Origin of the sequence: Chryseobacterium sp. SNU WT5, from assembly GCF_007362475.1 — a bacterium.
In the GTDB taxonomy this organism is placed as follows: domain Bacteria; phylum Bacteroidota; class Bacteroidia; order Flavobacteriales; family Weeksellaceae; genus Kaistella.
The window spans coordinates 1,046,139-1,073,094 of record NZ_CP041687.1 but is presented as its reverse complement, the minus strand read 5'-3'; the positions used below and the strand labels follow the sequence as shown (position 1 = coordinate 1,073,094).

The following is a 26,956-nucleotide window of genomic DNA, read 5'->3' as shown; positions in this document are numbered from 1 at the left end:
CATAGGTTAATTTTGCAGATGAAATCTATACAATAAATATTAAAAAATGACAAATTTAAAAATTACAGCAACAATTGCAACAGCAGTTATATTAAGTTTTACTGCCTTTTCCTGCAATGAAAATAAATCTTCAAAGGAAACCACGATGGACAACACCATGATGAAATCTGGCGAAATGTCAACAACTGATGCGCAATCTACAAGCGCAAAACAGATCGTAGCAGATTATATAACAATTAAAGACGCTTTGGTAGCAACAAATAAAGACGAAGCCGCAAAAGCAGGACTTGCAATGGAAACAGCATTGAATAATTTTGATATGAGCACTTACACAGAGCAACAGCAAAAAACATTGAAAGATATTATTGTAGATGCAAAAGAACACGCAGAACATATTTCTATGAGTGAAATTGAACACCAACGGGAGCATTTCAAAGCATTGTCAAAAGACGTAACAGACATGATCGCAATTACAGGCGCAGATTCCAAAGTTTATGAAATGTCCTGTCCCATGTATGATGGCGGAAGCAACTGGTTAAGTTCAAGCAAAGAGGTGCAAAATCCTTATTATGGTGAGAAAATGATTGATTGTGGAAAAATGGAAAAGGAATTGAACTAAAATGAAAATTTTCAAGATCATAGCAGTCGTTTTATTTATCGTATTTGTTGGGATACAATTTCTGCCAAAACAAATTAATAAAAGTCAGACCATTTCAAAAGCCGATTTTCTGGTGGCTAATAAGGTTCCGGCAAATATTAAAAATAAGTTGCTGACCTCGTGCTATGATTGCCACAGTAATAATACCAATTATCCATGGTACAGCAAGATTCAGCCGGTTGCAAAGTTTTTGGAAAACCATGTTATTGATGGAAAAAAAGAACTGAATTTTAGTGAATGGGATTCCTTATCTGTAAGGCGGAGAAAAAGCAAATTGAAAGCGATAGCCAGTCAGATACAAGATGACGAAATGCCTTTGAGCTCCTACACCATCATACATAAGGATGCAAAATTTACAAAAGCTGAAAAGCAGGAAATGATACAATGGATGACACAAAAAAGAGACAGTTTATAAAATTTAAAAAAAACAAAATGAAAAATTTAAAAGTAAGTGTAGTTACAGTTATGTTATTTGCTATTTCTTTTGCAAACGCGCAACAGAAAAGCAATATGGATCACAGTAAAATGAAAATGAACAATGGTAAAATGATGTCTATGAAAAGCGATGCTAAAGCAGAAGCTATTTTGGGCGATTATTTTAGTTTAAAAGATGCTTTGGTAGGAGACGACAGCAAGAAAGCCGCGACTGCAGGTTCGAAACTTGCCATTTCATTAAAGGCTTTTAGTGCTTCAAAATATTCTGCAGCAGATAAAAAAGAATTGGCAGATATTATAGATGATGCTACAGAGCACGCCGAACATATTTCAAAAAGCCCGATCGATCATCAACGTGAGCATTTTAAAACATTAAGCAAAGATATCTCAGATCTGGTTGCAATTACTGGAACTAAAATAAAATTATACGAGCAGTTTTGCCCAATGTATCAAAAAGGAAGCACTTGGTTGAGTAAAAGTAACGAGGTTAGGAATCCATTTTATGGCAGCAAAATGCTGACATGTGGTAAAGTGCAGAGAACTATTCAATAAATTATTATAATCTGAAAATTGTTATTAGATATTGTTATTTTTAAAAATATGCAAGATTATAATAAGATTAGATTTTAAGTTCTAATAAGAGAAAGGATAACTTTGTAATCTAACAATTTTAGTAATCTTTTCTCTTTTTTAGGCAAAAAAAAAATTGTTATGAAAGATTGTTGCAAAACAGGTAATGAAGATGAACTAAAAAAATCTGGGCTGAAAAAATAATTCAGTTACGGACTGTACGCATTTATTGGTGCAATTATTATTGGAGTCATTGTATTGCAATTGTTTGGGAAATAGGATCCCTAACGAATCGGTATTTGATACAATTGATCAAATCCTGGTAAATTAAAAATTTAAGTAAAGTAAAATTATGAAACATACTTACCACATACACGGGATGAGCTGCGATGGTTGTCGGAAACACGTAGAAGAAACACTTTCACAAGTAGAAGGTGTTTCAAAAGTTACCGTTGATCTGGCAAAAGAGGAAGCGGTTATTGAAACAACCGAGCATCTTCACATCGAAAAATATCAGGAAGCCTTAAAACAAGACGGTGGAACGTACAGCATTCATAATATAAATGACCTGCCAAAAAAGGATGCGGTTTTTACCTCAGTCAAAAAAGAAAAAGGCAACGGAACTTTCTACTGCCCAATGCACTGCGAAGGCGAGAAAACCTACGACAAAGCGGGTGATTGTCCGGTCTGCGGAATGGATTTGGTTGAAGAACAAAAATTAAGCAGTTCGAATACGGAACAATGGACTTGTCCAATGCATCCCGAAATTATCAGAGATGAACCGGGAGCTTGTCCGATATGTGGAATGGATCTGGTGCCGATGGAACCTGATATTTCAGCGGAAGAAAAGACCTATAAAAAATTACTAACAAAATTATGGCTTGCCAGTATTTTTACTTTACCCATTTTTTTAATGGCAATGAGTGAAATGATTCCAAACAATCCTTTGTACAAGTTGATGGAGCAAAAATACTGGAATTGGGTTCAGTTTGCTCTGTCCATTCCAGTTGTATTTTATGCGACGTGGATGTTTTTTGAGCGTGCCTATAAAAGTATTAAAACCTGGAATCTTAACATGTTTACATTGATAGGAATTGGCGCTGGAGCCGCTTTCCTTTTTAGTGTTTTTGGAATGTTTTTTCCGGATATTTTCCCAGAACAATTTAAATCGCATACTGGAGCAGTTCACGTTTATTTTGAAGCTGCGACAGTGATTTTGACTTTAGTCTTATTGGGACAGGTATTGGAAGCCAGAGCGCACAGCAAAACCAATTCCGCGGTTAAAGAATTATTAAAACTCGCACCAAACCGAGCGATCAGAGTTAAAGACGGCATTGAAGAAGAAGTAACAATCGAACAGATAGTGATCGGTGACATCCTGCGTGTAAAACCTGGCGAAAAAATTCCCGTGGATGGTGCCATTACAGAGGGTGAAACTTCGGTGGATGAATCGATGATCACCGGTGAACCAATTCCTGTAACCAAATCCATAGACGATAAAGTAAGCAGCGGAACCATTAACGGTAACCAATCCTTTTTAATGAAAGCCGAAAAAGTAGGATCAGATACGTTGCTCTCGCAAATTGTGGAAATGGTGAATAACGCCAGTCGCAGTCGGGCACCGATTCAAAAGTTAGCCGATACCGTTTCAGGTTATTTTGTGCCGATTGTCGTGCTTGTTTCAATTATTACCTTCATTATTTGGGCAGTTTTTGGACCACAACCGGTATATGTTTATGCGTTCGTAAATGCAATTGCAGTTTTGATCATTGCCTGTCCATGTGCATTAGGATTAGCCACACCAATGTCTGTCATGGTCGGTGTTGGAAAAGGTGCACAAAATGGAGTGCTTATTAAAAATGCCGAAGCTTTAGAAAAAATGGATAAGGTAGATACTTTGATCATCGATAAAACAGGAACGATTACAGAGGGAAAACCAACCGTTGAAAAAATTGGAGTTTTCGGAGATAACTTTACAGAAAAAGAAGTTTTACAATTCATCGTTTCTTTAAATAAGATGAGCGAACATCCCTTGGCAGATGCAACTGTAAAATATGGAAAAGAACAAAATACAGAAATTATAACTGCTGAAAATTTCAGCGCAGTCACAGGAAAAGGTGTTGAAGGAAAGGTCAACGGCAAGAAAGTCGATTTAGGGAATGCTAAAATGATGGAATATGCCAAGGCTGAAATTACCTCTGAAATGGAAACAGAAGCCCAAACTTTTCAGAAGCAGGGAAAAACAGTTTCATACTTATCTGTCGATGGAAAAGTTGCGGGATATGTGGTTATCGGAGACAAAATAAAACCGACCAGTGCAAAAGCAATTAAAGAATTAATGGAAAAAGGCATTGACGTGATCATGCTCACAGGAGATAACCATGATACTGCACAAGCGGTCGCGAAAGAACTCAATCTTGTCCATTTTAAAGCTGGAATGCTACCTGAAAATAAACTGCAGGAAGTAGAGAAACTTCAGAAAAACGGAAAGATCGTAGCAATGGCTGGAGACGGAATTAATGATGCACCTGCCTTGGCAAAAAGTGATGTTGGAATCGCGATGGGAACCGGAACTGATGTTGCCATTGAAAGTGCAATGATCACTTTGGTGCAAGGCGATTTGCACGGAATTGTAAAAGCAAGAAATTTAAGCGACGCTGTGATGAAGAATATCAAACAAAACTTATTTTTTGCTTTAGGTTATAATATACTAGGAATTCCAATTGCAGCGGGAGTTTTGTTTCCAGTTTTCGGAATCCTTTTATCTCCGATGATTGCAGCGCTGGCAATGAGTTTCAGTTCCGTATCAGTGATCGGTAATTCACTACGTTTAAAAAACATTAAAATTTAAAAATAAAATTATGGAAAATTCAATGGACCACTCAAAAAGTAACGTGTACACCAAATTTGTTTTAATGCTTGCGGCTTCATTTGTAGCGATGTACATTACCATGTATCTCAATACCTACGAACTGGATCATGTTTATTTCAGCATGACCAGATTTTATATGGTATGTCTTGGAATCTCTGCTATGGCTTTGATCATGTTCTTTTTTATGCGAAAAATGTATCAAAATAAGCAGAAAAACCTTGGAATAATAGTGGGAAGTGTAGGTTTGTTTTTCGCTGCACTCGGTTTGGTTCGTGAGCAAAGTCCTATCGTAGGTGATGTACTTTGGATGAAAGGAATGATTCCTCACCATTCGATTGCTATATTAACAAGTGAGCGAGCCGATATCAAAGATCCTGAAGTCAAAAAATTAGCCGAAAGCATCATTTCTGCGCAAAGAAAAGAAATAGAAGAAATGAAAACAATGATAAAAAGATTAGAGAATGAAAAATAAAATACCCAACTTTTTAAAATTATGCACGCTGCTCTTCCTTGTCGTGTCGGTTCAGGGATTTTCTCAGGACCATAACATGCACATGCAGAAAAAAGAGACTACAAAAGAAGATGGCAAAATTTCTTTTGGCGGAAAAACAGTTCGGTATGATCTGTATGTAAAAGACACGCTCGTAAATTTCACCGGAAAACCAGCCAGAGCAATTGCCATCAATGGCAAATTAATGGCGCCAACTTTATATTTTACAGAAGGTGATACGGCCGAAATTTACCTTCACAATCAATTGAAAGAAAATACAGGTATTCACTGGCACGGCGTAATTCTTCCCAATGAAATGGATGGTGTTCCTTACCTAACTACTAAAGAAGTGAAACCTGGTGAAACGCATCTTTACAAATTCCGTATTTCTCAAAATGGTACTTATTGGTATCATTCACATGAGGGAACTCAGGAACAGATCGGGATGAATGGTATTTTGGTTTTTAATAAAAGAGATACTCAGCCAGGTAAAAAGTTCGCGGCAGACATTCCAGTGATTTTGGGAGAGTGGACCGATGAAAATCCGAAACAGATCATGCGAAGATTGCACATGGATCGTGGAGATTATTGGGCCATCAAAAAAGGTACTGTTCAAAGTTATTCTGAAGCTATCGGAAAAGGACATTTCGGCACCAAACTTTTGAATGAATGGAAAAGAATGGAAGCCATGGACGTGAGTGACGTTTATTACGATAATTTCCTAATTAATGGACAAATTTCGTCTAACTACAAAAATTTGAAAGCCGGAGATAAAGTGAGGCTTCGAGTAGCAAATGGTGCATCTTCCTCTTATTTTTGGCTGAATTATGGCGGTGGAAAAATCACCGTTATTGGAACTGATGGCAATGAAGTAGAGCCCGTAGAAGTAGATCGTTTAATTATAGGCGTTTCCGAATCTTATGATATAGAAGTTACTGTTCCGGAAAATAAAAGTTTTGAATTTCGTGCAACCTCGGAAGACCGACAAGGGTTTGCCTCACTTTATTTGGGAGACGGGGCAAAAGTGGAAGCACCAAACTTACCGAAACTGAATCTGTTTGAAGGTATGAAAATGATGAACGGCATGATGAAAATGAACGGCGACATGAAGCCAATGACCATGACGATGGGTAATCAGGTGATGGATATGAATGAAGTAATGTATCCGGAATTGTCAGAAAGCCAGCGCATGAAAACCATGCAACATATGATGGAAATGATGGGAACGAAATCTGACATGAAGATGGAAGGTGGCAATATGGAAATGGATCACAGCAAAATGGACATGAAATCTGACATGAAAATGAATGATGGAAAAATGGAAATGGATCACAGCAAAATGGATATGAAATCTGACATGAAAATGAACGATGGAAAAATGGAAATGGATCACAGCAAAATGGACATGAAATCTGACATGAAAATGGATGATGATAAAATGAACATGGATCACAGCAACGATGACATGGGATCTTCAGAAGAAAAAACCATCAAGCGTCTTAACTATAATATGTTAAAATCTCCCTTCAAAACTATTTTGCCCAATGATAATGTAAAGGATTTGAAGTTTACTTTGGAAGGTAACATGCGTAATTATCTCTGGACATTAGATAATAAAACGGTGGCTGAAAGTGATAAAATTTTAATTAAAAAAGGTGAAGTAGTGAGAATTACCATGTACAATAATTCCATGATGCGCCATCCGATGCATCTTCACGGTCATGATTTCCGTGTAATTAACGCTAAAGGGGAATATGCACCTTTAAAAAATGTAATTGACATTGCACCGATGGAAACTGTGACGATAGAATTTGCCGCGAATCAAGATGGAGACTGGTTTTTCCACTGTCATATTTTATATCACATGATGAGTGGAATGGGAAGAGTTTTCAGTTATGAAAATTCAGCTCCAAACCCACAATTACCGGATAAAGAAGCTTCTTACAAACAGTTTATAAGCAAGAATCGAATGATCAATACTACAGCAATGTTGGATGTAGCGTCTAATAAATTTCATTTTGAAAACATGACGATGCTAGGAGCAAGATGGTTGAATGTGAATGAATTACATAGTAATTACGATTTTACACATTACGAAGGGAGTGTAAAAGTGGGTAGGTTTTTAGGAAAATACCAGTGGGCAATGCCTTACGTAGGATTCAGAAGTAATAAAACACACGATATGGCAAAAAGCTGGTTTGGGCAAAATGTAATGCCGCAAAATCAAAATGTCGCCATAGCCGGAGTTAGATATCTACTTCCATTCTTAGTGATGGCCGATGCAAATATAGACCATAATGGAAAAGTACGTTTGGAATTAGGCAGGGAAGGAATTCCAATTTCACCCAGAATTCGCGGTAATTTTGCCGTTAATTCAGATAAAGAATTCGATTTTGGATTAAAATATATCGTTCAAAAATGGGTTTCCGTTTCTACCAATTACGACAGTGAATATGGATTTGGAGCTGGTTTAACCTTTATGTATTAAAGCATCAAAAATGTTTAAATATACCTCTCATGAAAATGAGAGGTAATTTTTGTAGAAAATTTGAATAATCAACGATCAGGCATAAGTCTATTGTCAAAATAATAAAAACTAGAGTTATTAATCGGTAAGATTTTATAAAATAATTATTTAGTCAACTACAATTCCTCCTCCATACTAACGAATTTATGGTATGAAGATTTCAATTCCTGTAGTTGGTCCTGAACGATTTTGCTGCTTTCTGCACAAAGGTCACCACTATCTAATGCTTTTTCGTATGCTTTAACTGCGGCGTCTTCTCCGAAAATCACATTCTGCAACGTAGATTCACTTTTGTCAAAAGTAAAGGAGTTTTTCACATCTATCCACGCTCGGTGCAATCCTCCTGCAATTGTAGTGGTGTTTTTTAGATCTCCACCTCGTTCTTCAATGAGGGCTGAAAGTTCTGTTCTCATTTTATAAGAATTCTGCACCATACAATCATACTCTTCTTTTAGATTGGAATGAGATTCAATCATTTCTACATTCACATCTTTAAATCCTTCAATTCTGTCATTTATGATTTGTAAAAGATTGTTTAGAACATCTATTGTTTTACCATTTTCCATTGTACAAATTTTATGGTTTCTGTCAATTTAAAAGAACTAATTTACAACTTAAAATCATTTAATCTTTCTAAATAAAGTTTAATTTTACGCTCATAGAGATACTAAAAGATTAAGTTTCAAATATTTATTGATATCTGTTAGCCCTTTAAAAATTGAAATCTGTTTATTTATCTCTTTAATTTCGTTTTCATAAATCCTATTCATTAACTATAGGTATTACTTTTTTACTGCAATTTTTTCTCCCATTTTTATAGTCGTTTCAAGACCTTTCGAGGTATTAATCAATAAATCGTTATCGATTTTAATTTTGTCTTTCTCAAACAGCAATACCACAGTAGAGCCACCAAATTTGAAATAGCCTTTTTCTTCGCCTTTTTTCACAGTTGTGCCTGTGTAAGTTTGAATCATACTTCCAACCATTGTTGCTCCAACTTCTACCATAACAACATCACCGAAAATCGAACTTTTTATAACGCCATATTCCCGTTTGTTCAGCCAGAAGATTTCTGTCTTTTCGCGAAGAGCCAAAGGACTTACGGAGTAGTAATCACCGTCAATTTTAATATTTGAACTTGCCGTAATTCCACTTACTGGAAAATGATAGCGGTGATAATCCGGCGGCGCGAGACGAAAAACGATCATCGCTCCGTTTTCATATTTTTTCGCTAACTCTGTATTATTTAAAAAAGAAAGAACATTAAATCTTATTCCTTTGATATAAAAATCTGAATTGTTAATGTTGGTGTAAGCCAAAATTTTTCCGTCTGAGGGCGAAGATACGGTTAGTGAATCGCCAGCAATTGGTCTAGCCTCTGGTTTAAGTTTCCGGATAAAAAAATCATTAAAACTTTTAAAATTTTGCCTTTGGGCAACACTCATATCCACTCCATAATCTTTTATAAAAGGTTGAATTTTTTCCGCTGATGCTGGCTTTTCCTGCATGTCTCCATACACCGAACTTACTATTTTTCGTTTTGCAATAGTCCATAAAGTCGCTTCACCGATAGGATTATGATACAACCAATTCAACCATTCTTCGCCGTAAACCTTTTCAATTTTAATCTGTCCGTTTTCTCGCTCCACATATTTAATAGGATTCTGGGGCGGAACTGGATAAATTGCGATAATAAAAATAAGGGCTAAAATAAACCAGATGATGATCCATTTTTTCTTTGGGTTTTTAAATTTCATAGTTTTTCGATAAATGAATTGATCTTCTCGAGAGGAACAATTTATGACAATTTCCCATAGCATTTATTATCACTGCATATAAAAACCACCTTCACCGATATTTGACCAGAAGCAATAACTAACATTTTCATATCTCCTCTTTTCCATTGGTATTTCATTGACGAATATTGGTAATCTATCTGTTCGTTTATGTTTTTCCGCGAGAAAAGCAAAAGTATTTTCCGCTATCAATAGAAAGTTCTGTAAAGTGCATTCTAAAAATTGTAGTAAATCAGTTCTTTCTAATTTTACAGTTTTATGGTTTAACTCAATAGTGGGCGAAATTATATTTCCATCTTTTTGAATATCAAAGTTAGTTGCTTTCACCGTGTTCAATCTATGGTCAAATCCATTTCTCAATTCTCTTAGTATTTCCATAAATTTTAAAATACTACTAATGAATAAAACAAACTGATCTTCTTCTCCATACTTTTCTACAATAATTTCTAAAAATTTTGGGAAATGAGATTGTTTAGTGAGTTTATTTTTATAGTAAAAATTTGTAATGATCACCATTAAAATTTGTTCTATATGATCTGTTTTTTGAAAAATTGTTTTACATTTTGAGTCCAATTCTGTAATAGAGGGAACTTCCAAAGCCTGATTTTTTTTGCGGTTTTGGTCGTAAATTTCACTAACTCTATCTTGATCTGATTTGTAATTTAAAATTTCTCTTTCGAGTTGGTTAATTTCTTCGAGTAAGTTAATTGATAAATATACTATTTCATTACAATTAACTTCTTCAATTATATGATCATTATTTAATAAAGTTTTTGCAATTATAAAAGTTTTGCAAACTATTGGAGAATCTGCACCCTTATTAATAATCAATTTATGAATGGTCGGTGAAAGGTATTCGTTTGTTCTATCTGGATCTATGAAATCGGCAAAAACCATTTCGTAAATGGCTTTTTCTTTTAAAATGATCAACCGTCCATCGTAATTTTTCATTTCTACAATAGCACCTTCTTCTGCGGTTCCAATATCTGCATGACCTCCTGATTCACGGATTTTATCGATTAATCTTTTGTCCATAATTATTTGCCTGAATTTTTAACAAAACTGTAAAAATAAAGATATCAATTTTTTCACATCATATTAAACTTTTCCATCGCATTAATTTTCGTTTGATCTGCAATATCGATATAAGGTTTCATTGCGGAATAATCGCTGTGACCTGTCCATTTCATGACAACCTGTGGTGGAATTCCAAGAGATAATGCATTGCAAATAAATGTTCTTCTACCGGCATGAGAACTCATGAGTGCATACTTTGGAAAAACTTCATCATATCTCTGATTTCCCTTATAGTAAGTTTCTCTTACAGGTTCATCAATTTTTGCTAATTCCATTAATTCTCGTAGATATTCATTCATTCTTTGATTGCTAATTACTGGCAGTGCTTTATAGTTATCAAACTTTGCATCCTTGTATTTATTTAAGAGTGCTTTGCTGTGATTATTCAATTCAATGACTAAACTATCAGATGTTTTAACAGTAATGATTTCGATAAAATTTTCACTAATATCACTACGTTTGAGATTTTCTACGTCAGAATATCGCAAACCTGTAAAACATTGAAAAAGGAAAACATCACGAACTCTATCTAAATATTTCTTTTTCGCTGGAATCTTTAAATTTTTCACACTCTTTAATTCTTCTTGAGTAAGAAATATAATCTTCTTTTGAACAGTTTTTAGTTTTGGTCTAAAATGTTGGAAAGTCGTATTTGAGTTGTAACCTTTTTTAGTCGCCCACGTTAAAAACCATCGAAGAAAGGAAAAGTTTTTTAATGTAGTTGAGTTTTGAAGTTCTAATTTTTCCTGTAGGAAGTATTGATATTTTAATAGTTTCTCTTCATCTATGCTCTTGAAATCTATTTTTGGGTCGAATGTTTTAAGGTGTTTTCTAAATGTTTTCATCTTTGCGAAAGTTGTGTTTGCCCAAAGATTTATCCTTGATTCTTCTTTAACAAATAAATCGAAAATTTCAAACACCGTTTTCTCAATTTCAACTTCTGTCACAACTTTTCTACCTATTTCTAAATTAAATTGCTCTCTTACAGATTTTTTATCCGGTGTTTTGTTTTCAAAAATGAAATTTCTAAAAACACGTTCGCATGCTAATTCGTAATCAGTTATTTTTTTATTTATTACACTTGCCGGAATTTTCTTTACACCATGTGTAGAGTTTGTTTTACAACGTTGTGTTTCTAAACTCCATTTGTCAAATTCTGCCCTGTGACCAACTCCAAAAGCGATTATATTTTTATCCCATTTTATTCTAAATCGGATTTTTCCGGTCGTGCTGTCTTTTTCTTTGTCAAGCAAAAATTGAGAATGATAATTAATTTCCATAACTAATTAATATTTGATTTGTCGATTTCTACATTAAAATTTTCTATAGAGATTCCTCCTTTTTGAACTAAATCATCATACGAATAAATCAGAGTTTTAACCAATTGACCGTCAGAAAAAATGGTGATAGTTTTTGCAATGTTTTTGGACGTATCGGCTTTATTGTCTTTTGGGTGTAGTAAAATTTTGAAAGATAATGAAGAAATTAGTGCAGTAGTTTCAAATGCTTCATTTTCAGCTACAGAATCTCTGTTCTCGCCTTTCTCATTTTTTTTATTAATAAATTCCTGTGATATTTTTAAAGGTTCAGAAATAGACCTGAAACTGAAATTTCCATTTTCATCTCTCCAATTATTATTACCCATAGCACTTTCGCTGATTTGTAATTGAGAATTATCTAAATTTAAAATTTGAGAGAGGTCTTTATCATTCCGTTTTACAATTCGCCACCAAGAAGATTGCTCGTATTGGTTCCAATCTCCGCTATTAACTATTTCAACTTTTATGTTTTGTTGAGAATTATTTGATTTCTGATTTTTTGCGTTATTAACAATTGTTGAAGTTTTTTTCTTTAAAGTTTGCTTTTGTTTTTGTGCATGAAAAGAAACTCCAAGGGTAAAAAAGCCAATAAGTAAAAACTTCCTCATGTTTACTTATTTAATAGTTCTATGAGTAAGCTAACTTGCCTCATACTTTCAGTTAACTGATCTTGACTTGTTTTCAGCCTATTCATTGTTTCTGCTTGAAGTTCAATCATGCCTGAAAACTCACTGTGGGTAATAGAAAAATTACCATTGCCATTTACATTTCCATTAATATTATTATTTACGCTATTTGGCGATCCATTGCTATGAATATTTTGATTCACTGGCTTTAGCATTTCCCCAGTTCCAGATATGAACCATTCTGGATTCAAATCTGTAAATGCAATCAATATTTTTTCGACGGTATCGGAATTTAATCCTGAATCATTCTTAATTGCGGAGGTTTGGAAAAGAAACATTATGAGAAGCAAAAGGCACTTTTAATAAATGTACTACCTAAACTGAAAACATTAGAAGAAATTTCCATTAATCCTAATCACGAGTTTGTTCATAAATTCAATTTAGGTCAGATTGAGAAAGAACAATACAATCATGAAAAGCGCGAAACTGAAATGGTCGTGGTGGAGTACAATCTTGCCGAAAAATTTAAAGATTTTGTAAACAATCTTCCGAGCGAGGCTTTTGCAGGATCTTCTTCCTGGGAAGTTAGAAGTTTTGTAGATAATGAAACGGTTACTGGTAGTGATAAGGAGAGAAATGCACTAATTAGAGAACGTAGAAAAGTTGCAGCAAAAGATTTATTTTCAAAATTCATTTCAGAAGAATTATCTGATGATTTAAGAGAGCGATTTGTAAAGGAATTCAACAAAAATTACAATCACATTCACGTGCCTGATTATTCAAAATTTCCTTTATTTTCAAAGATCTACCAAAACTTTAAAGGAACAGAATTAAGATTGACAGAAGTTCAAAAATCTGGAATAGGAAGACAAACGACCAAAGGTGTTGGACTTTTGGCGCATGAAGTTGGGTTCGGAAAAACATTATCTGGCATACTTTCTTTACATGAAGCGATGCAACGTGGAAACTCAAAAAAACCATTGATTGTAGTTCCAAATGACAGTATCCTGAAACAATGGGTGGAAACTATTTTTGAAACAATTCCAGATGCTAAAGTTAATGTTTTAGGCAATTTGGGAAATGATTACGATCTCTCAAAGTTTGATAATAAAGAGGGAGAAATAACCATAGTTACTTATGCTGGGTTTAATAACATTGGATTTTCAAATGAAATTACGGAAGAACTGTCCTCAAAGTTTAAGTATATTTCCGCGAGCGAAATGAAGGGCGTTACAAATACCGAACGAGAGGAACAGATTCTATTGCAGAAAGAAAAAGAGATTGAAGGGAAAATGAAACGTGGAAAAATTTATGATTGGGAAGATTTTGGTTTTGATCATTTAACCTACGACGAAGTTCATAACGCCAATCATATTATTGGAAAGGTGAAGATTGAAGACAGACGTTTTTCTTCAGATTTTAGAAATCAAAATCAACAAACTTCAAAACTTGGTATTAATACTTGGATGGCAGCCCAATATATTCAGGATAAGCAAAATGGACGAAATGTTACGCTACTTTCGGCAACACCATTTACAAATAAACCGCTGGAATATTATTCAATTCTATCATTGATTGCGAATAAACGATTAGAAGAATCTGGTTATTTTAATGTCAATACATTTTTTGAAACTTTTATGGAAGCAGATAATGATATGGAAATTGATGCGAAAGGAGATATTAAATTTAAGGCAAATGTAAGGAGGTTTAAAAACAATCAGTTATTTCAGCAATTACTTTCAGAATTTATAGATATCAAAGGCGAGGAGGATAATTTAGAATTAATCCGCCCTAATAAAATTAATAAAGAATATAAAATTGAACAGAATGATTTGACGAAAGAGCAATACGACTTACTGAATGATAATTTTGATTCAGAAACGCCTGGAGCAATTTTAACCCACATTTTGAATGCTCGCTTAATTGCTTTCTCTCCTTATCTATCAATTTACTATAATGGTGAAGAACCAACTGTTAGTGAATTTATAGAAAATTCACCGAAATTATTTGAGATGATGAATCTGATCAGACAAAATAAAAAAGATATCCCTAATTCTGGACAAATCATATATTCTGAATTGGCTGTGGCACAATTTCCAAAACTAAAAGAATTTCTCATACATGATCTAGGGTATAAACCCGAAGAAGTAGGCGTTATTACTGGTGGTACGAGTAAAAAACAACGAGTAGCAACTCAAGATGATTTTAATGCCGGCAAAATTAAAATTGTAATTGGGAGTGAAGCCATTCAAGAAGGTATGAATCTTCAAGAAAACACAACAGATGTTTACATGCTTACATTGCCTTACAACTTTACATCTCTTCGACAGGTTGAAGGTCGAGCGTGGCGACAAGGAAACAAAAATGAAAATGTGCGCATCAATTTTATGCTTACGAATGATAGCATTGATGTTTTTATGTTGCAAAAATTACAGGCAAAACAGGCGAGATATTTAAAGGCAATGAAAAAAGGTGCAAATGTTTTAGATATTTCTGATATCAGTACGCAAGAATTAAAAACAGCCATTATTACAAATCCTGAAACCCGAGCAAAAATTGAAATTGAGTTGCTGAAGAAAAAATTAGAGAGTGAAAAGAATAAATTTCTTGCAGATAATGCTTTTGTCTTAAGAAAGTACGAGGATTATACAAAAGTTCAATCGGAAGTATACAAAGCAGAAAATGCCTACGCAAGAATTTTAGAATACTCTAAAAACAGTGATGATGTAAATGCCACTTACTGGGAAACGCAATTGGTATCTTACCAAAAAAGTATAGATTTAGCCAAAGCCGAAGTTCATAATACCATTTTAAAACTGTCCGAAAAAGGAGTGAATGTTACAGAGATAGAAAAACAAACGGAAATGACTGCGGAAAAGATTGCAATTATTGAAGCACAAATTGAGGAGTTGCCTCTGACAAAAGATACACTACTCATTCAATATCAGGAAGAAAAGGAATTGCAACTGAAGTTTAATGTGAATAGGAATTATGTTAAAGATAGACAAGTTGAAAATGAAAACTTATTTGCTGTAGAGCATAATAGGAATGCAACAAGTTTAATTCCTAAAGAAGTAATTCAGAATAAAAATATTTACCAAAGTGAAACTCTAAATCAAAATAAATTTGCAGCGAGAAGATGATTTACAAAATATCTTTATTAGACAAAACTATAAAAAAAGGAAAAAATCGGGAACGTTAGTCCCCGATTTAGTCCCCGATAATGTTAAGTTACTGATTTACAGTAGTTGTTTGTAGACCCACAGGGACTCGAACCCCGAATGTCGGTACCAAAAACCGGTGTGTTACCAATTACACCATGGGTCTATGTTTATTTTGGTGGTGCAAATCTAAAAAAATTTTTCTTAACGAACAATTATTTTTCAAAAATTATTTTAAAAAAATAATAATTATAATTTTAATTGATTTTATTCAAGTTTTAATTCCGTATTTTTGAAAAAATATTATTATAAATGAGCAGTATCGAAGATAAGAAAAAAGCACTGGCTTTGGTGCTTGAGAAACTAGATAAAACCTACGGGAAAGGAACCGTAATGACTTTAGGCGACGCATCTGTGGACAATACTATTGAGGTAATTCCTTCTGGATCGTTAGGAGTTGATTTGGCCTTAGGTGTAGGTGGTTATCCAAGAGGAAGAGTCATAGAGATTTATGGACCGGAATCTTCAGGTAAAACAACTTTAACATTGCACGCAATTGCAGAAGCTCAAAAATTGGGTGGTATTGCCGCTTTTATTGATGCAGAACATGCTTTCGATCGTGGTTATGCTGCTAAGCTAGGTATCAAGCTGGAGGATTTAATTATTTCCCAACCTGATAATGGAGAGCAGGCATTAGAAATCGCAGATAACTTAATTCGTTCGGGAGCCGTAGATATCGTAGTAATTGATTCAGTTGCAGCCTTAACACCAAAAGCAGAGATCGAGGGTGAAATGGGAGACTCTAAAATGGGACTTCATGCTAGGCTAATGTCACAAGCTCTAAGAAAATTAACAGGAACAATTTCTAAAACGAAGTGTACTGTGATCTTCATTAACCAGTTAAGAGAGAAAATTGGAGTTATGTTCGGAAACCCCGAAACAACTACCGGAGGAAATGCATTGAAGTTTTACGCGTCTGTAAGGATTGATATCAGAAAAGCCAGCGCACCGATTAAAACAGGAGATGAGGCTGTGGGAAGTCGTGTTAAAGTGAAGATTGTGAAAAACAAAGTAGCACCTCCATTTAAAATGGCCGAATTTGATATCATGTACGGGGAAGGAATTTCTAAAACCGGTGAGATTTTGGATGCGGCGGTTGATATGGGAATCGTGAAGAAAAGTGGTTCTTGGTTTAGTTATGCCGAAACAAAATTAGGTCAGGGTCGTGATGCCGTAAGAGATATGTTGAAAGACAATCCAGAACTTTCTGATGAATTGGAAGGTAAGATTAGAGAAGAAATTATCAGTAGAAAAAGCTAGATAAAATCTGGATGATATCTAAAACTAAAGACAGCGATTTCGCTGTCTTTTTCTTGTTTTTACCTTTATTATGAAATTAAGTTGTAGGGTTATTTGGTAAGTTTTTGAGCCACAATTCCATATTTTCTTCTGGTGACAGATCAAATTTTTTCCGTAGATTATATTTACGACTTCGAATGGTATGAACTGATTTAAAGGTGTAGGAGGAAATATCTTTCGTGTTAAATCCTAAGAAAATATAAGCGCAGAGTGTTAGTTCAGAAAGTCGCATTTTGTCATTTACGCCCATAATATTGGTTACAAAGTTCGGGTACACTTCCTGAAATCTTGAGAAAAATTCAGGTGAATTGTCTTTTGCAAGTTGTACGATTTCTTCGAATGATTCGTTTACTTTTAATTTTAAAACTTGTGTTTCCTCCTCTTTCTTACTGATAATCGTTTCCTTTTCGTTTAATAATAATTCTGTTTCCGTTGTAATCTTTTCATTTTTAGTTCTGTACTTATGTACAAGATATAACGCGATCACCAATAGAAAAGTAAAAACTCCCAGAACGGCATAAGTGTTATAAGTATTGCTCGTTTGATTATTGTTAAATTTCTGCTTTTGTTGGTTTAAGACCTCATTTACCGCAAAGTCTCGCTGTCCTGTTCTTGAGCGATTTAGCTGCTCCTTTAACTTCATGTATTTTTCTTGATACCAATTTGCCTCTTTATAATTCTTCCGACTGCTGTAAATTTCACCAATAGCTTTATAAATATCTGCCTGCAGATCTGGTAAATCATGCTCTTTTGCTTTACTTAAAGCGAGTTCAAAATATTTTAAAGCCTCAGAATCGTCTGTTTTTGCGTAGATCTCTGCTTTACTATATAGTGCGCTTATTTCAAAAGGATGATTTTTCCCTTTTAATAAATCCAAAGATTGATCATAGTAAAACGTAGCAGAATCAATATGATTCAACTTATAATGGTAAGTTCCCAATCCCAGATAACACGATGATTTCTCTATATACGCATCTTCGAAAGTGATGTTCTTTAGAATCGCTTTATCTTTATTTAAATAATAATAAGCAGAATCACCCAAATTCATGGCATTATATAGTACGCTTAAATTATCATAATTAGTTGCCAGGGATAAGGAGTCGATTACAGTTTTTAGTTTGATGTGTTTTAAATACTGCATCGATCTGTGATAGCTGGAAATAGATAATTGGTAGAGTTCTAAGTCACGGTAATTATCTGCCAATAGACCATTTATTCTATAGTTTTGCCGATAATCTGAGTCTAAATATTTAGAAAAGGTCTGTGCTTTTTTTAAATATTCGTTACTTTTTGTAAACTTTCCATCAAAAGAAAAACAACTTGCAATATAATAGTACCCATACACCATTCCTCTGTCGAATTTCAATTTGTTGGATCTGGAGATGATGTCATTAGAAATCGTCAGTAATTGCTTAGATTTTCCTTCTACATGCATTTGATTTGCTATTGAAATTAGCGCATCAATCTGTTTCGTTTCGTTAGGAGTTTCTTGCGCAGTACAAAGATTCCCACTCACGACGAGTGCGAAAAATACGAAGTACCTTATAAAAGCGGATCTGGCAGTATTCAATTTTTTCTAGAAAATTCATTGTTGAAGGAGGCTAAAAATACAGAATTTTATCTAGAAAAAATATGATATTCTATTCTCTGAATAGCAGTTGTTTGTCTTTACTGATCCGAAATAAACAAAGAAATCCACACTTATTTAAAAATGTGGATCTTTTTCTCATCATTTGTGTTGCTTAAATACATTGTGTCGTTGTATCAATTAAGCATAGTAAATCAACGAAAAAAAATTTTATTTAAAGAAAAACACAGGTATTATATAGGTATTAGTTTTACTTAAGCGTTTGATTATTAGTTTTTTAAATTTTTTATTTTTGCTTATGAAAAAATTAGACTTTCAGAAAGTAGTAATAAGGTGAGGATCACATTTATTTGAAAATTATAATCTCGAGGCAGATTGACCTCAGTTGAAAAGAATTCGAAAAATAAAAAACATCTTTCGATTACAAATTTTGCAGTCAGTGATTTTTGTAAGATAAAATTTATCTTTTTCAAAAGAGTACAAGTACATAATTTAGTGGAAACAAATAAGAATATACTGCTATTTCAAATAATAGGGAGCCAGGATTAAACTAAAAAACCCGCAAGTAATTAAACATGCGGGTTATTTTTCATCATTTGTGTTGTTCAATTAAAATAGCTTGACTATTTGTCATTTTGAACAGTGTAAAAGAACAAAAATATTTGTCAATTCAAGAAAAATAGAGGTATTATCTAAGTATTGCTTTGTGTTAATCAATTGTTTTACAGAATTTTAAATAAATGTTAGTCTGTTTTAATTGTATTATACCAAGGTGTTTTTAAAGAGTAAAATGTTTTTTCAACGAACTTCTGAATTACCAATAAAAAGTTTTTACTATTTGATTCAGTCGAAACCTTTTTATTTATAAAAAATAAAAAAATACTGCTTTAATATTTTTTTAGTTCCTAAGTAAATAGACAAAGTGAAAAAAAGAAATGGTAACGGAGATTTTACAGATTTACTATAGAATAATTTATGCAATATTGACATTATGTCACTTTCTTAAGATTGGTGTTTCTTTTGAGAAATTATATTTATAATTTAAAAATCAATTAACATGACAAAAGGAAATATTAATGTATCGGTGGAAAATATTTTTCCCTTAATCAAGAAGTTTTTGTACAGCGATCACGAAATTTTCTTGCGCGAACTTATTTCTAACGCGACAGACGCAACTTTGAAATTGAAGCATCTGACGAGTATTGGTGAAGCCAAGACGGATTATGGAAATCCGATGATTGAAGTTAGAATTGATAAAGAAGCAAAAACACTTCGCATTATTGACCAAGGAATAGGAATGACGGCGGAGGAAGTTGAAAAATACATCAACCAGGTGGCCTTTTCCGGTGCGGAAGAGTTCTTGGAAAAATATAAAGATTCCGCTAAAGATTCGGGAATTATTGGTCATTTCGGTCTTGGATTTTACTCGGCGTTTATGGTTGCTGAAAAAGTAGAAATTGTTACGAAATCTTATAAAGATGAGTCTGCGGTTCGTTGGATATGTGATGGAAGTCCGGAATACACTTTGGAGGAAACTACGGACAAAACCGATCGTGGAACTGAAATTATTCTTCATATAGCGGAAGATTCTACGGAGTTTTTAGAAGAATCAAAAATTCGTGAATTGCTTTTGAAATACAATAAATTCATGCCGGTACCAATTAAATTTGGAACGAAAACTGAAACTTTGCATTTAGCAGAAGATGCTGCAGAAGATGCAAAAGCAGAAACGGTAGAAGTTGATAATATCATCAATAATCCAACACCGGCGTGGACAAAAGCTCCAAGTGAACTTTCAGATGCTGATTATAAAGAATTCTATCACGAGTTGTATCCAATGCAATTTGAGGAGCCTTTATTTAATATTCATTTAAATGTTGATTATCCGTTTAATTTAACAGGAATTCTTTATTTCCCGAAATTGACCAACGGTTTAAATATTGAAAAAGATAAAATTCAGTTGTACCAAAATCAGGTTTATGTTACTGATGAGGTGAAAGGAATTGTACCTGATTTCTTAATGTTATTACGCGGTGTAATCGATTCTCCAGATATTCCGTTGAACGTGTCCCGTTCTTATCTTCAAGCTGACGGTGCGGTAAAGAAGATTTCTTCTTACATCACGAAAAAAGTTGCCGACAAAATGGTTTCTTTATTTAATGAAAATCGCGAAGATTACGAGCAAAAATGGAATGACATTAAAATCGTCATCGAATATGGGATGATTTCCGAAGATAAATTCTTTGATAAATCTGACAAGTTTGCGTTGTATCCAACAACTGATGGTAAATATTATTTATGGTCTGAATTGGAAGAAAAGGTAAAGCCGATGCAAACCGATAAAGACGGAAATTTTGTGATTTTGTATGCGACAAATGCAGATGATCAGCATAGTTATATTCAGTCTGCGAAAGACAAAGGTTATGAAGTTCTCCTTTTAGATTCTCCAATTGTTCCGCATGTGATTCAAAAATTAGAACAGTCGAAAGACAAAATTTCTTTCGCAAGAGTTGATGCAGATCATGTAAATAACTTGATTAAAAAAGAAGATGCAGCGATTTCCAAATTGAATGATGAGGAGAAAGAATCTTTGAAGAAAAATATTACAGAAGCAGTGAATGACACTAAATTCACGGTTCAAGTTGAGGATTTAGAAAGTACTGAAGCGCCGTTCATGATCACGCAACCGGAATTTATGCGGAGAATGAAAGACATGCAGGCAACCGGCGGCGGTGGCGGAATGTTTGGAATGAGCGGTTTCCCGGAAATGTACAATTTGGTGGTAAATTCTAACAGTGAGTTGGCTGCAGAAATTTTGAAAAATGAAGATGCGGAAAGTAAGATTACCAAGATCAAGCATGCACTGGATTTGGCGAAACTTTCTCAGAACCTTTTGAAAGGGAAAGACTTGACGGATTTTATTCAAAGAAGTTATCAGCAGTTGAGTAAGTAGATTGAAGAGAAAAGAACAAAGAGAAAAGACTTTTTTGTTTCCTAATATAACCTTGTCAGCGTTTTAAACCTTGGCAAGGTTTTTTTATTTCAGAATCCGAAACTATAATTCCTCCAGCGGGTTCCAAAACACTTTTTTGAAATTCTGGATTTTTCCGTCTTTCACTTCTACACCTTCTGTTTTTAATTTTCCCACGAAATCCCGTTCACAACTTGCCGTAATTCTACCTGAAGAATTACAAACGCGATGCGCCGGAAAATCTTCATCATAATTTCGCAGCGCATTACCAACATGTCTTGCATGATGAGTATAGCCAACCGCTTTTGCAATTGCGCCGTAACTCGTAACTCTTCCTTCGGGAATCATCATGATGACTTCAAAGACCTGTTTTTTGAATAGTTCGTTCACTTTATAAGTTTAATGCTAATTTTGTAAATTGAAATTTACAAATATATAAATGCATGAAAAAGAAATTCTTTATAATTCTTAATAAATTCAACAAGAAGGTTTTGCCAAAGCTTGGTGGACAGGATCCATTGAAAATGAATAAATTTCAAAAAGCGATATTGGCTTATCGGTATTATGTGGTGATCAACTCTTTGGATTAAAAGCCTTGTTTCTTAAAACGTTTCAAGATGTTAATGGAAATTACGGTTTGAATTTTCACCAAAAAAAACGCCCTGAAAAAGGCGTTTATATAATTTTAGAATATAATTCAGACTTTAGATTTCTATCATCTAACATCTAATATCTAACATCTAGCATCTAGCATTCTAAGAATTCTCTAAAATATAAGAGAACATCAATGGTGCACAAATGGTTGCATCACTTTCAACGATATATTTGGGCGTAGTGATATCCAGTTTTCCCCAAGTGATTTTCTCATTAGGAACAGCTCCGGAGTAAGATCCGTAAGAAGTTGTTGAATCCGAGATCTGACAGAAATAAGACCAGAAAGGCGTGTCCGTCATTTCCATATCTTGATACAACATCGGAACCACACAAATTGGGAAATCACCAGCGATTCCACCTCCAACCTGGAAGAAACCAACGCCTTTTCCACCTGAATTTTTCGGATACCAATCTGCTAAATACATCATGTATTCAATTCCCGATTTCACAGTAGAAGACTTCAACTCACCTTTGATACAGTAACTGGCGAAGATATTTCCCATGGTGGAATCTTCCCAACCTGGAACAACAATCGGCAAGTTTTTCTCTGCAGCAGCGATCATCCAGGAATTCTCTCTTGGAATTTCATAATACTGCTCCAAAACTCCTGACAAAATCATTTTATACATGTATTCATGTGGGAAAAACCGCTCTCCATTCGCTTCGGCATCTTTCCAGATTTTCACGATATGTTCCTGCAATCTTCGGAAAGCCTCCTCTTCTGGGATGCAAGTATCAGTAACACGATTCAAACCTTTCTCCATCAAATCCCACTCTTCTTGGGGCGTTAAATCTCGGTAGTTTGGCACCCTTTTGTAATGAGAATGTGCAACCAAATTCATCAAATCTTCTTCTAAGTTCGCACCTGTACAAGAAATAATATGCACTTTGTCCTGACGAATCATTTCAGCTAAAATTTTCCCAATCTCGGCAGTTGACATTGCACCAGCTAGAGTGATCATCATTTTTCCGCCATCTTTCAAATGGGCAACATATCCCTTTGAAGCATCTACCAAAGCTGCAGAATTAAAATGCAGATAATATTTTTCGATAAATTCCGTAATCGGTTTACTCATAATTTTTTGATTTTAGCAAAGATAATCAATTTATAGAATTTTTTTAAGAGCATGTGTGTTTTGCTTTTTTTTTAAAACCTGGTCCCGCTTTTCGTTCCAATCTTTTGTTGTGGTCTTTTCTTTACACAGGACTACAACAAAGAATTTCCTCTGCAATCGTGGCTAGAATGAAAAATAGTTTCTCTTGTAAATAATCTTTATTCTTAGTTTGAAAATCGGGTAAATAAGAATTAAAAGCAGTGTTCATACCTTAATGTTATAAAATTTCGTAGCGCTAATGTTCTATCTTAATTAGGTTTAGATAACTTATAGTTGCTACTGTTATTCTCCTCTAAACCTGCGATTTTCCTTCTTCTCAGAAAGCTGCTTTTTGTTTTTAATCCGTTTTTCGATTTTTGAGCGGGAGGGTTTGGTGGCCTTTCGGGATTTGGGGATGAATAAAGATTTTTCGATCATTTGTAAGATCTTATCTGTCGCAATTTTTTTGTTTTGCAACTGTGTTCTGCTTTCAGAAACTGTGAGTTGTAAAACTCCTTCAGAGTTGATGCGGTTTTTGAGTTTCTCAAATATTAACTCTTTTCCTTCAATAGAAAAACACTCACTCTCGCCAACGTTCCACGTGACTGTTACCGAAGTTTCTACCTTATTTACGTTTTGCCCGCCAGCGCCACTGCTGCGGGAAGTTTTGTAAGCGAGTTCTTTAGTAAAGTCTTTCATGATATAAGAGGAAAGAACAAAGATAAAAGAATAAAGATAATAAAGTCAATAGCCAAGAGAGAGTAGGTTTGTATCTAGCTTCAAACTATTTTTTTAAACTATTATAAATCATTTCGGTCAATTCTCTACGGTTGATCTTTCCATTGGGAATCCGAGGAAATTCTTTAATAAAAATAGTTTCTTTTGGATGATGATTTTTGGATGGGTAAATGATTGTGCTCAATTGTTTTTCAATCATTCTATTCGCTTCACCTTCGAGGATTAGAATTAATTTTTGGCCGAGCAATTCATCCGGAATTCCTAAGAAGATAACTTCATTAGGAATTTCTTTTTTGACTAAACTTTCTAATTGTTCGGGATGTATTTTTAATCCTGCAGAGTTAATTAGATTGTCAATTCTACCTAAGAATTTAAATTCTTTACCATTTTTAATTTCAACTAGATCGTTCGTTACAAGAAGATCAGGATTTAAATTTGGTGCGAAAATTTTTAAGCACTTTCTTTCATCTAATGATATTTCAACACCATCTAAAACTTTAAAGTAATCTTCCAATATCGGATAGATTTGTTTTAAGGCGATGTGAGAAAGTGTTTCAGACATTCCATAGGTTTCGTAAATATGATTTTCAATGGTCGATTTATCTTTGTTAAGATTATCGACAATTTTAGTTTTTAAAGATTGTGAAACTGCAGCTCCACCGATAATGGTATTTTTAATCAAATGAATGCTCTCTAAAGAATTTTCAACTTGAAGTGGAGACATTGCACAAAAATCAATTTCTTCTTTTAGATTAGTTATTGGACTTATGGAAGGTGTCTTCATTACTAAATTTAATTTTCTTTCAATTGCTCGAACGACCATCATTTTACCTGAAATATATTCAACAGGAAGACAGAGTAGGGCAGAATCACCTTCTTCTAAATTTAAGATGTCACAAGTTTTATTGGCCGAATATCGCATTCGTTCTTTCTCAATTTCAAAAACTTTTGGTGTTCCAGTTGAGCCAGAAGTTTGAACTTTAACTGTTTTCGAGTCATCGAACCATTCTTGAATAAAAGAAGAAACTTGTTTTTCAAATTCAGAGTTTGGAATCGGCAAAATTTTAGTTGAGAAATCAATCTTCATTTGGAATAAATTTTTAAATATAGCGATCACCGCGTGAGGGCGTAGGTGGAAATCCTTTTTTCTGCGGTCTCGTTGTAAACGAGAGCGCAGAAAAAAGATTGGGAACCGAAGACCGACCCGAAGGGGCACGCCCAAATATTACATCCGATTTACAGTTCCAATTCCTAAAAGTTCTAAACCTTTCTTAATTGTTTTGCCGGTTAATTCTGATAATTCTAAACGGAAGTTTTTTGCGTTTTGATCATCCTGACTAAGAATAGGATTGTTCTGATAGAAGGAGTTGTAAGATTTTACTACCTCATAAATATAGTTGGCTACAAGTGCTGGCGACAAAGTTTCTGCGGCTCTGGAAATTACCTCCTTGAAGTTGGAAAGATTCATAATCAATTCTTTTTCAGATGCGTTAATTTCATAATCAGATACCGTGGTATGTTGATAATTTGCCTTAGCTAACAATGATTGGATTCTTGCGTAAGTATATTGAATGAAAGGACCTGTGTTGCCAGCAAAATCAATACTTTCAGCCGGATTAAATAACATCTTTTTCTTTGGATCTACTTTTAGCATAAAATATTTAAGAGCTCCCATTCCTACTTTTTCGTAAGAATTTTCTTTCTCCTCTTTGGATAAATTTTCAAGTTTACCTAGTTCCTGTGCTTTTTCTTTAGCAGTTTTATACATTTCCTGCATCAAATCATCAGCATCAACTACGGTTCCTTCGCGAGATTTCATTTTGCCTTCTGGAAGTTCGACCATACCATAAGAAAGATGGTATAAATGATCTGCCCAACTATATCCAAGTTTTTTAAGAATTTTAAATAGAACATCAAAATGATAATCCTGTTCGTTACCAACAGTATAGATTAATTTAGAAATATTATTTTCTTGAAATCGCTGGACTGCGGTTCCTAAATCTTGAGTCATGTACACCGACGTACCATCGCCACGAAGTAGCAATTTATGATCAAGACCCTCTTCCGAAAGATCGCACCAAACTGATCCGTCTTCTTTTCTATATAATACTCCTTTCAATAATCCTTCCTGTATCAAATCTTTTCCTAATAAATACGTGTTACTTTCGTATTGCACCTGATCAAAGTCGACTCCTAATCTCTTGTAGGTTTCTGCAAATCCTGCATATACCCACGAATTCATTTCTGACCACAGGTTTTTTACGGTTACATCGCCTTTCTCCCAATCGAGCAACATTTTTTGAGCTTCTAAAATTATAGGAGCTTGTTTTTTTGCAGCTTCTTCTTCATATCCTTTTTCTATTAGTGCGGCAATTTCCTTTTTGTATTCTTTGTCGAATGCTACATAATAGTTTCCAACAAGTTTGTCCCCTTTTATATTGGTGGATTCTGGTGTTTCACCTGCGCCGGACTTTTGCCAGGCAAGCATCGATTTGCAAATATGAATTCCTCTATCGTTGATAATTTGCGTTTTTATAACGTCATATCCATCTTCTTTTAAAATTTGCGCGACGGAATAACCCAAAAGATTGTTTCTAATGTGACCTAAATGCAGTGGTTTATTCGTGTTCGGTGAAGAGTACTCTACAATTACCGTTTGATTCTTTTTTTCTTTTTGATCGAAATGATCACTTATAAACTTGAAATTATCTAAGAAAAATTTATTTTTTATTTTGAGATTTAGGAAACCCTTTACCACATGATAGCTCTCTACGAAATCAGATTGTGTTGTAAATGCATCTCCTAATTCCATTGCGATAGTGTCAGGACTTTTCTTCAATATTTTAACAAGAGGAAAAGTAACAATGGTGAAATCTCCTTCAAACTCGGATTTATTTTGTTGAATTTCAAGTTTAAGATTATTTCGCTGATTTACATCGTCTATCTGAAAAACGGTCTCTACAATTTCGGCGAGTTTATGTTGGATGATATCTTTAATGTTCATGGTTTTATTTTGAAGAG

At 34.2% G+C, this 26,956-nt stretch carries 21 protein-coding genes, 1 tRNA gene and 1 pseudogene; 10 read left to right on the top strand and 13 right to left on the bottom strand.

Annotated features, from left to right (window positions below):
* The first annotated feature begins 46 nt into the window (after positions 1-46).
* The 6 genes from FNJ88_RS05085 to FNJ88_RS05060 all read left to right on the top strand — a co-directional run bounded on the left by FNJ88_RS05085 (position 47) and on the right by FNJ88_RS05060 (position 7,513).
* The gene (locus tag FNJ88_RS05085; protein ID WP_143852143.1) at positions 47-619 is read left to right on the top strand and encodes a DUF3347 domain-containing protein; all 573 of its coding nucleotides are present in this window, start codon (positions 47-49) and stop codon (positions 617-619) included.
* Between the two features lies 1 nt (position 620).
* Positions 621-1,073, top strand: a complete 453-nt coding sequence (locus tag FNJ88_RS05080; protein ID WP_143852142.1) for a heme-binding domain-containing protein — start codon at positions 621-623, stop codon at positions 1,071-1,073.
* 17 nt (positions 1,074-1,090) lie between these two features.
* Entirely contained in the window at positions 1,091-1,645 is a 555-nt protein-coding gene (locus FNJ88_RS05075; protein ID WP_143852141.1) for a DUF3347 domain-containing protein, read from the top strand.
* 370 nt (positions 1,646-2,015) lie between these two features.
* Positions 2,016-4,514 carry a heavy metal translocating P-type ATPase gene (locus FNJ88_RS05070; RefSeq protein WP_143852140.1) on the top strand — a complete coding sequence of 833 codons (2,499 nt, stop codon included), beginning with the start codon at positions 2,016-2,018 and terminating at the stop codon, positions 4,512-4,514.
* A gap of 10 nt (positions 4,515-4,524) precedes the next feature.
* Complete coding sequence (locus tag FNJ88_RS05065) at positions 4,525-5,007, top strand: DUF305 domain-containing protein (protein WP_143852139.1); 483 nt, start codon at positions 4,525-4,527, stop codon at positions 5,005-5,007.
* Between the two features lie 76 nt (positions 5,008-5,083).
* The gene (locus tag FNJ88_RS05060; protein WP_410495260.1) at positions 5,084-7,513 is read left to right on the top strand and encodes a multicopper oxidase domain-containing protein; all 2,430 of its coding nucleotides are present in this window, start codon (positions 5,084-5,086) and stop codon (positions 7,511-7,513) included.
* Between the two features lie 155 nt (positions 7,514-7,668).
* On the opposite strand, the gene FNJ88_RS05055 is transcribed toward FNJ88_RS05060, so the two are convergent.
* The 6 genes from FNJ88_RS05055 to FNJ88_RS05030 all read right to left on the bottom strand — a co-directional run bounded on the left by FNJ88_RS05055 (position 7,669) and on the right by FNJ88_RS05030 (position 12,708).
* On the bottom strand, positions 7,669-8,118 hold the full coding sequence (locus FNJ88_RS05055; protein ID WP_143852137.1) for a PA2169 family four-helix-bundle protein: 450 nt from the start codon (positions 8,116-8,118) through the stop codon (positions 7,669-7,671).
* A gap of 216 nt (positions 8,119-8,334) precedes the next feature.
* Positions 8,335-9,309 (bottom strand): phosphatidylserine decarboxylase, encoded by a 975-nt coding sequence (locus tag FNJ88_RS05050; protein WP_143852136.1) that lies wholly within the window; start codon positions 9,307-9,309, stop codon positions 8,335-8,337.
* A gap of 69 nt (positions 9,310-9,378) precedes the next feature.
* Complete coding sequence (locus tag FNJ88_RS05045; protein WP_143852135.1) at positions 9,379-10,383, bottom strand: hypothetical protein; 1,005 nt, start codon at positions 10,381-10,383, stop codon at positions 9,379-9,381.
* A gap of 53 nt (positions 10,384-10,436) precedes the next feature.
* Complete coding sequence (locus FNJ88_RS05040; RefSeq protein ID WP_143852134.1) at positions 10,437-11,705, bottom strand: site-specific integrase; 1,269 nt, start codon at positions 11,703-11,705, stop codon at positions 10,437-10,439.
* 2 nt (positions 11,706-11,707) lie between these two features.
* The gene (locus tag FNJ88_RS05035; RefSeq protein WP_125025515.1) at positions 11,708-12,352 is read right to left on the bottom strand and encodes a hypothetical protein; all 645 of its coding nucleotides are present in this window, start codon (positions 12,350-12,352) and stop codon (positions 11,708-11,710) included.
* Positions 12,353-12,354: 2 nt separating this feature from the next.
* Complete coding sequence (locus FNJ88_RS05030; RefSeq protein WP_143852133.1) at positions 12,355-12,708, bottom strand: hypothetical protein; 354 nt, start codon at positions 12,706-12,708, stop codon at positions 12,355-12,357.
* On the opposite strand from FNJ88_RS05030, the pseudogene FNJ88_RS05025 reads away from it, so the two are divergent.
* Positions 12,700-15,513, top strand: a pseudogene (locus FNJ88_RS05025) (SNF2-related protein); the annotation flags it as partial. The gene FNJ88_RS05030 and the pseudogene FNJ88_RS05025 sit on opposite strands and share 9 nt — an antisense overlap.
* Positions 15,514-15,625: 112 nt before the next feature.
* Here the strand turns inward: FNJ88_RS05025 and FNJ88_RS05020 are convergent.
* Positions 15,626-15,697, bottom strand: a tRNA-Gln gene (locus tag FNJ88_RS05020).
* Positions 15,698-15,843: 146 nt separating this feature from the next.
* Between FNJ88_RS05020 and recA the strand changes: the two genes are divergently transcribed.
* Entirely contained in the window at positions 15,844-16,851 is a 1,008-nt protein-coding gene (gene recA, locus FNJ88_RS05015; protein WP_143852131.1) for a recombinase RecA, read from the top strand.
* Between the two features lie 76 nt (positions 16,852-16,927).
* Here the strand turns inward: recA and FNJ88_RS05010 are convergent, their stop codons facing one another.
* Positions 16,928-18,460 (bottom strand): tetratricopeptide repeat protein, encoded by a 1,533-nt coding sequence (locus FNJ88_RS05010; protein WP_143852130.1) that lies wholly within the window; start codon positions 18,458-18,460, stop codon positions 16,928-16,930.
* A 1,075-nt stretch (positions 18,461-19,535) separates the two neighbouring features.
* On the opposite strand from FNJ88_RS05010, the gene htpG reads away from it, so the two are divergent.
* On the top strand, positions 19,536-21,431 hold the full coding sequence (gene htpG, locus FNJ88_RS05005; protein WP_143852129.1) for a molecular chaperone HtpG: 1,896 nt from the start codon (positions 19,536-19,538) through the stop codon (positions 21,429-21,431).
* Between the two features lie 102 nt (positions 21,432-21,533).
* Here the strand turns inward: htpG and FNJ88_RS05000 are convergent, their stop codons facing one another.
* Positions 21,534-21,839 carry an MGMT family protein gene (locus FNJ88_RS05000; RefSeq protein WP_143852128.1) on the bottom strand — a complete coding sequence of 102 codons (306 nt, stop codon included), beginning with the start codon at positions 21,837-21,839 and terminating at the stop codon, positions 21,534-21,536.
* A gap of 53 nt (positions 21,840-21,892) precedes the next feature.
* Between FNJ88_RS05000 and FNJ88_RS14275 the strand changes: the two genes are divergently transcribed.
* Entirely contained in the window at positions 21,893-22,039 is a 147-nt protein-coding gene (locus FNJ88_RS14275; RefSeq protein WP_185145859.1) for a hypothetical protein, read from the top strand.
* Positions 22,040-22,204: 165 nt separating this feature from the next.
* Here FNJ88_RS14275 and FNJ88_RS04995 read toward each other — a convergent pair whose 3' ends face one another.
* The 4 genes from FNJ88_RS04995 to argS form a co-directional block, all read right to left on the bottom strand.
* Positions 22,205-23,179, bottom strand: coding sequence for a deoxyhypusine synthase family protein (locus tag FNJ88_RS04995; protein WP_143852127.1), 975 nt, complete (start codon positions 23,177-23,179; stop codon positions 22,205-22,207).
* A gap of 321 nt (positions 23,180-23,500) precedes the next feature.
* A complete protein-coding gene (gene arfB, locus FNJ88_RS04990; RefSeq protein WP_143852126.1) occupies positions 23,501-23,896 on the bottom strand; it encodes an alternative ribosome rescue aminoacyl-tRNA hydrolase ArfB in 396 nt (131 codons plus the stop codon).
* A gap of 85 nt (positions 23,897-23,981) precedes the next feature.
* Entirely contained in the window at positions 23,982-25,022 is a 1,041-nt protein-coding gene (locus FNJ88_RS04985; protein WP_143852125.1) for an AMP-binding protein, read from the bottom strand.
* Between the two features lie 138 nt (positions 25,023-25,160).
* Positions 25,161-26,939 carry an arginine--tRNA ligase gene (gene argS / locus FNJ88_RS04980; RefSeq protein ID WP_143852124.1) on the bottom strand — a complete coding sequence of 593 codons (1,779 nt, stop codon included), beginning with the start codon at positions 26,937-26,939 and terminating at the stop codon, positions 25,161-25,163.
* Between the last annotated feature and the right edge of the window lie 17 nt (positions 26,940-26,956).

Coding starts and splice junctions, on each gene's coding strand:
- FNJ88_RS05035 (WP_125025515.1), bottom strand. CDS start 12,352: ATGAGGAAGTTTTTACTTATTGGCTTTTTTACCCTTGGAGTTTCTTTT.
- arfB (WP_143852126.1), bottom strand. CDS start 23,896: ATGAAAGACTTTACTAAAGAACTCGCTTACAAAACTTCCCGCAGCAGT.
- FNJ88_RS05055 (WP_143852137.1), bottom strand. CDS start 8,118: ATGGAAAATGGTAAAACAATAGATGTTCTAAACAATCTTTTACAAATC.
- FNJ88_RS05070 (WP_143852140.1), top strand. CDS start 2,016: ATGAAACATACTTACCACATACACGGGATGAGCTGCGATGGTTGTCGG.
- htpG (WP_143852129.1), top strand. CDS start 19,536: ATGACAAAAGGAAATATTAATGTATCGGTGGAAAATATTTTTCCCTTA.
- FNJ88_RS14275 (WP_185145859.1), top strand. CDS start 21,893: ATGAAAAAGAAATTCTTTATAATTCTTAATAAATTCAACAAGAAGGTT.
- FNJ88_RS05075 (WP_143852141.1), top strand. CDS start 1,091: ATGAAAAATTTAAAAGTAAGTGTAGTTACAGTTATGTTATTTGCTATT.
- FNJ88_RS05065 (WP_143852139.1), top strand. CDS start 4,525: ATGGAAAATTCAATGGACCACTCAAAAAGTAACGTGTACACCAAATTT.
- FNJ88_RS04995 (WP_143852127.1), bottom strand. CDS start 23,179: ATGAGTAAACCGATTACGGAATTTATCGAAAAATATTATCTGCATTTT.
- argS (WP_143852124.1), bottom strand. CDS start 26,939: ATGAACATTAAAGATATCATCCAACATAAACTCGCCGAAATTGTAGAG.
- FNJ88_RS05085 (WP_143852143.1), top strand. CDS start 47: ATGACAAATTTAAAAATTACAGCAACAATTGCAACAGCAGTTATATTA.
- FNJ88_RS05040 (WP_143852134.1), bottom strand. CDS start 11,705: ATGGAAATTAATTATCATTCTCAATTTTTGCTTGACAAAGAAAAAGAC.
- FNJ88_RS05080 (WP_143852142.1), top strand. CDS start 621: ATGAAAATTTTCAAGATCATAGCAGTCGTTTTATTTATCGTATTTGTT.
- FNJ88_RS04985 (WP_143852125.1), bottom strand. CDS start 25,022: ATGAAGATTGATTTCTCAACTAAAATTTTGCCGATTCCAAACTCTGAA.
- FNJ88_RS05045 (WP_143852135.1), bottom strand. CDS start 10,383: ATGGACAAAAGATTAATCGATAAAATCCGTGAATCAGGAGGTCATGCA.
- FNJ88_RS05060 (WP_410495260.1), top strand. CDS start 5,084: ATGCACATGCAGAAAAAAGAGACTACAAAAGAAGATGGCAAAATTTCT.
- FNJ88_RS05050 (WP_143852136.1), bottom strand. CDS start 9,309: ATGAAATTTAAAAACCCAAAGAAAAAATGGATCATCATCTGGTTTATT.
- recA (WP_143852131.1), top strand. CDS start 15,844: ATGAGCAGTATCGAAGATAAGAAAAAAGCACTGGCTTTGGTGCTTGAG.
- FNJ88_RS05030 (WP_143852133.1), bottom strand. CDS start 12,708: ATGTTTCTTTTCCAAACCTCCGCAATTAAGAATGATTCAGGATTAAAT.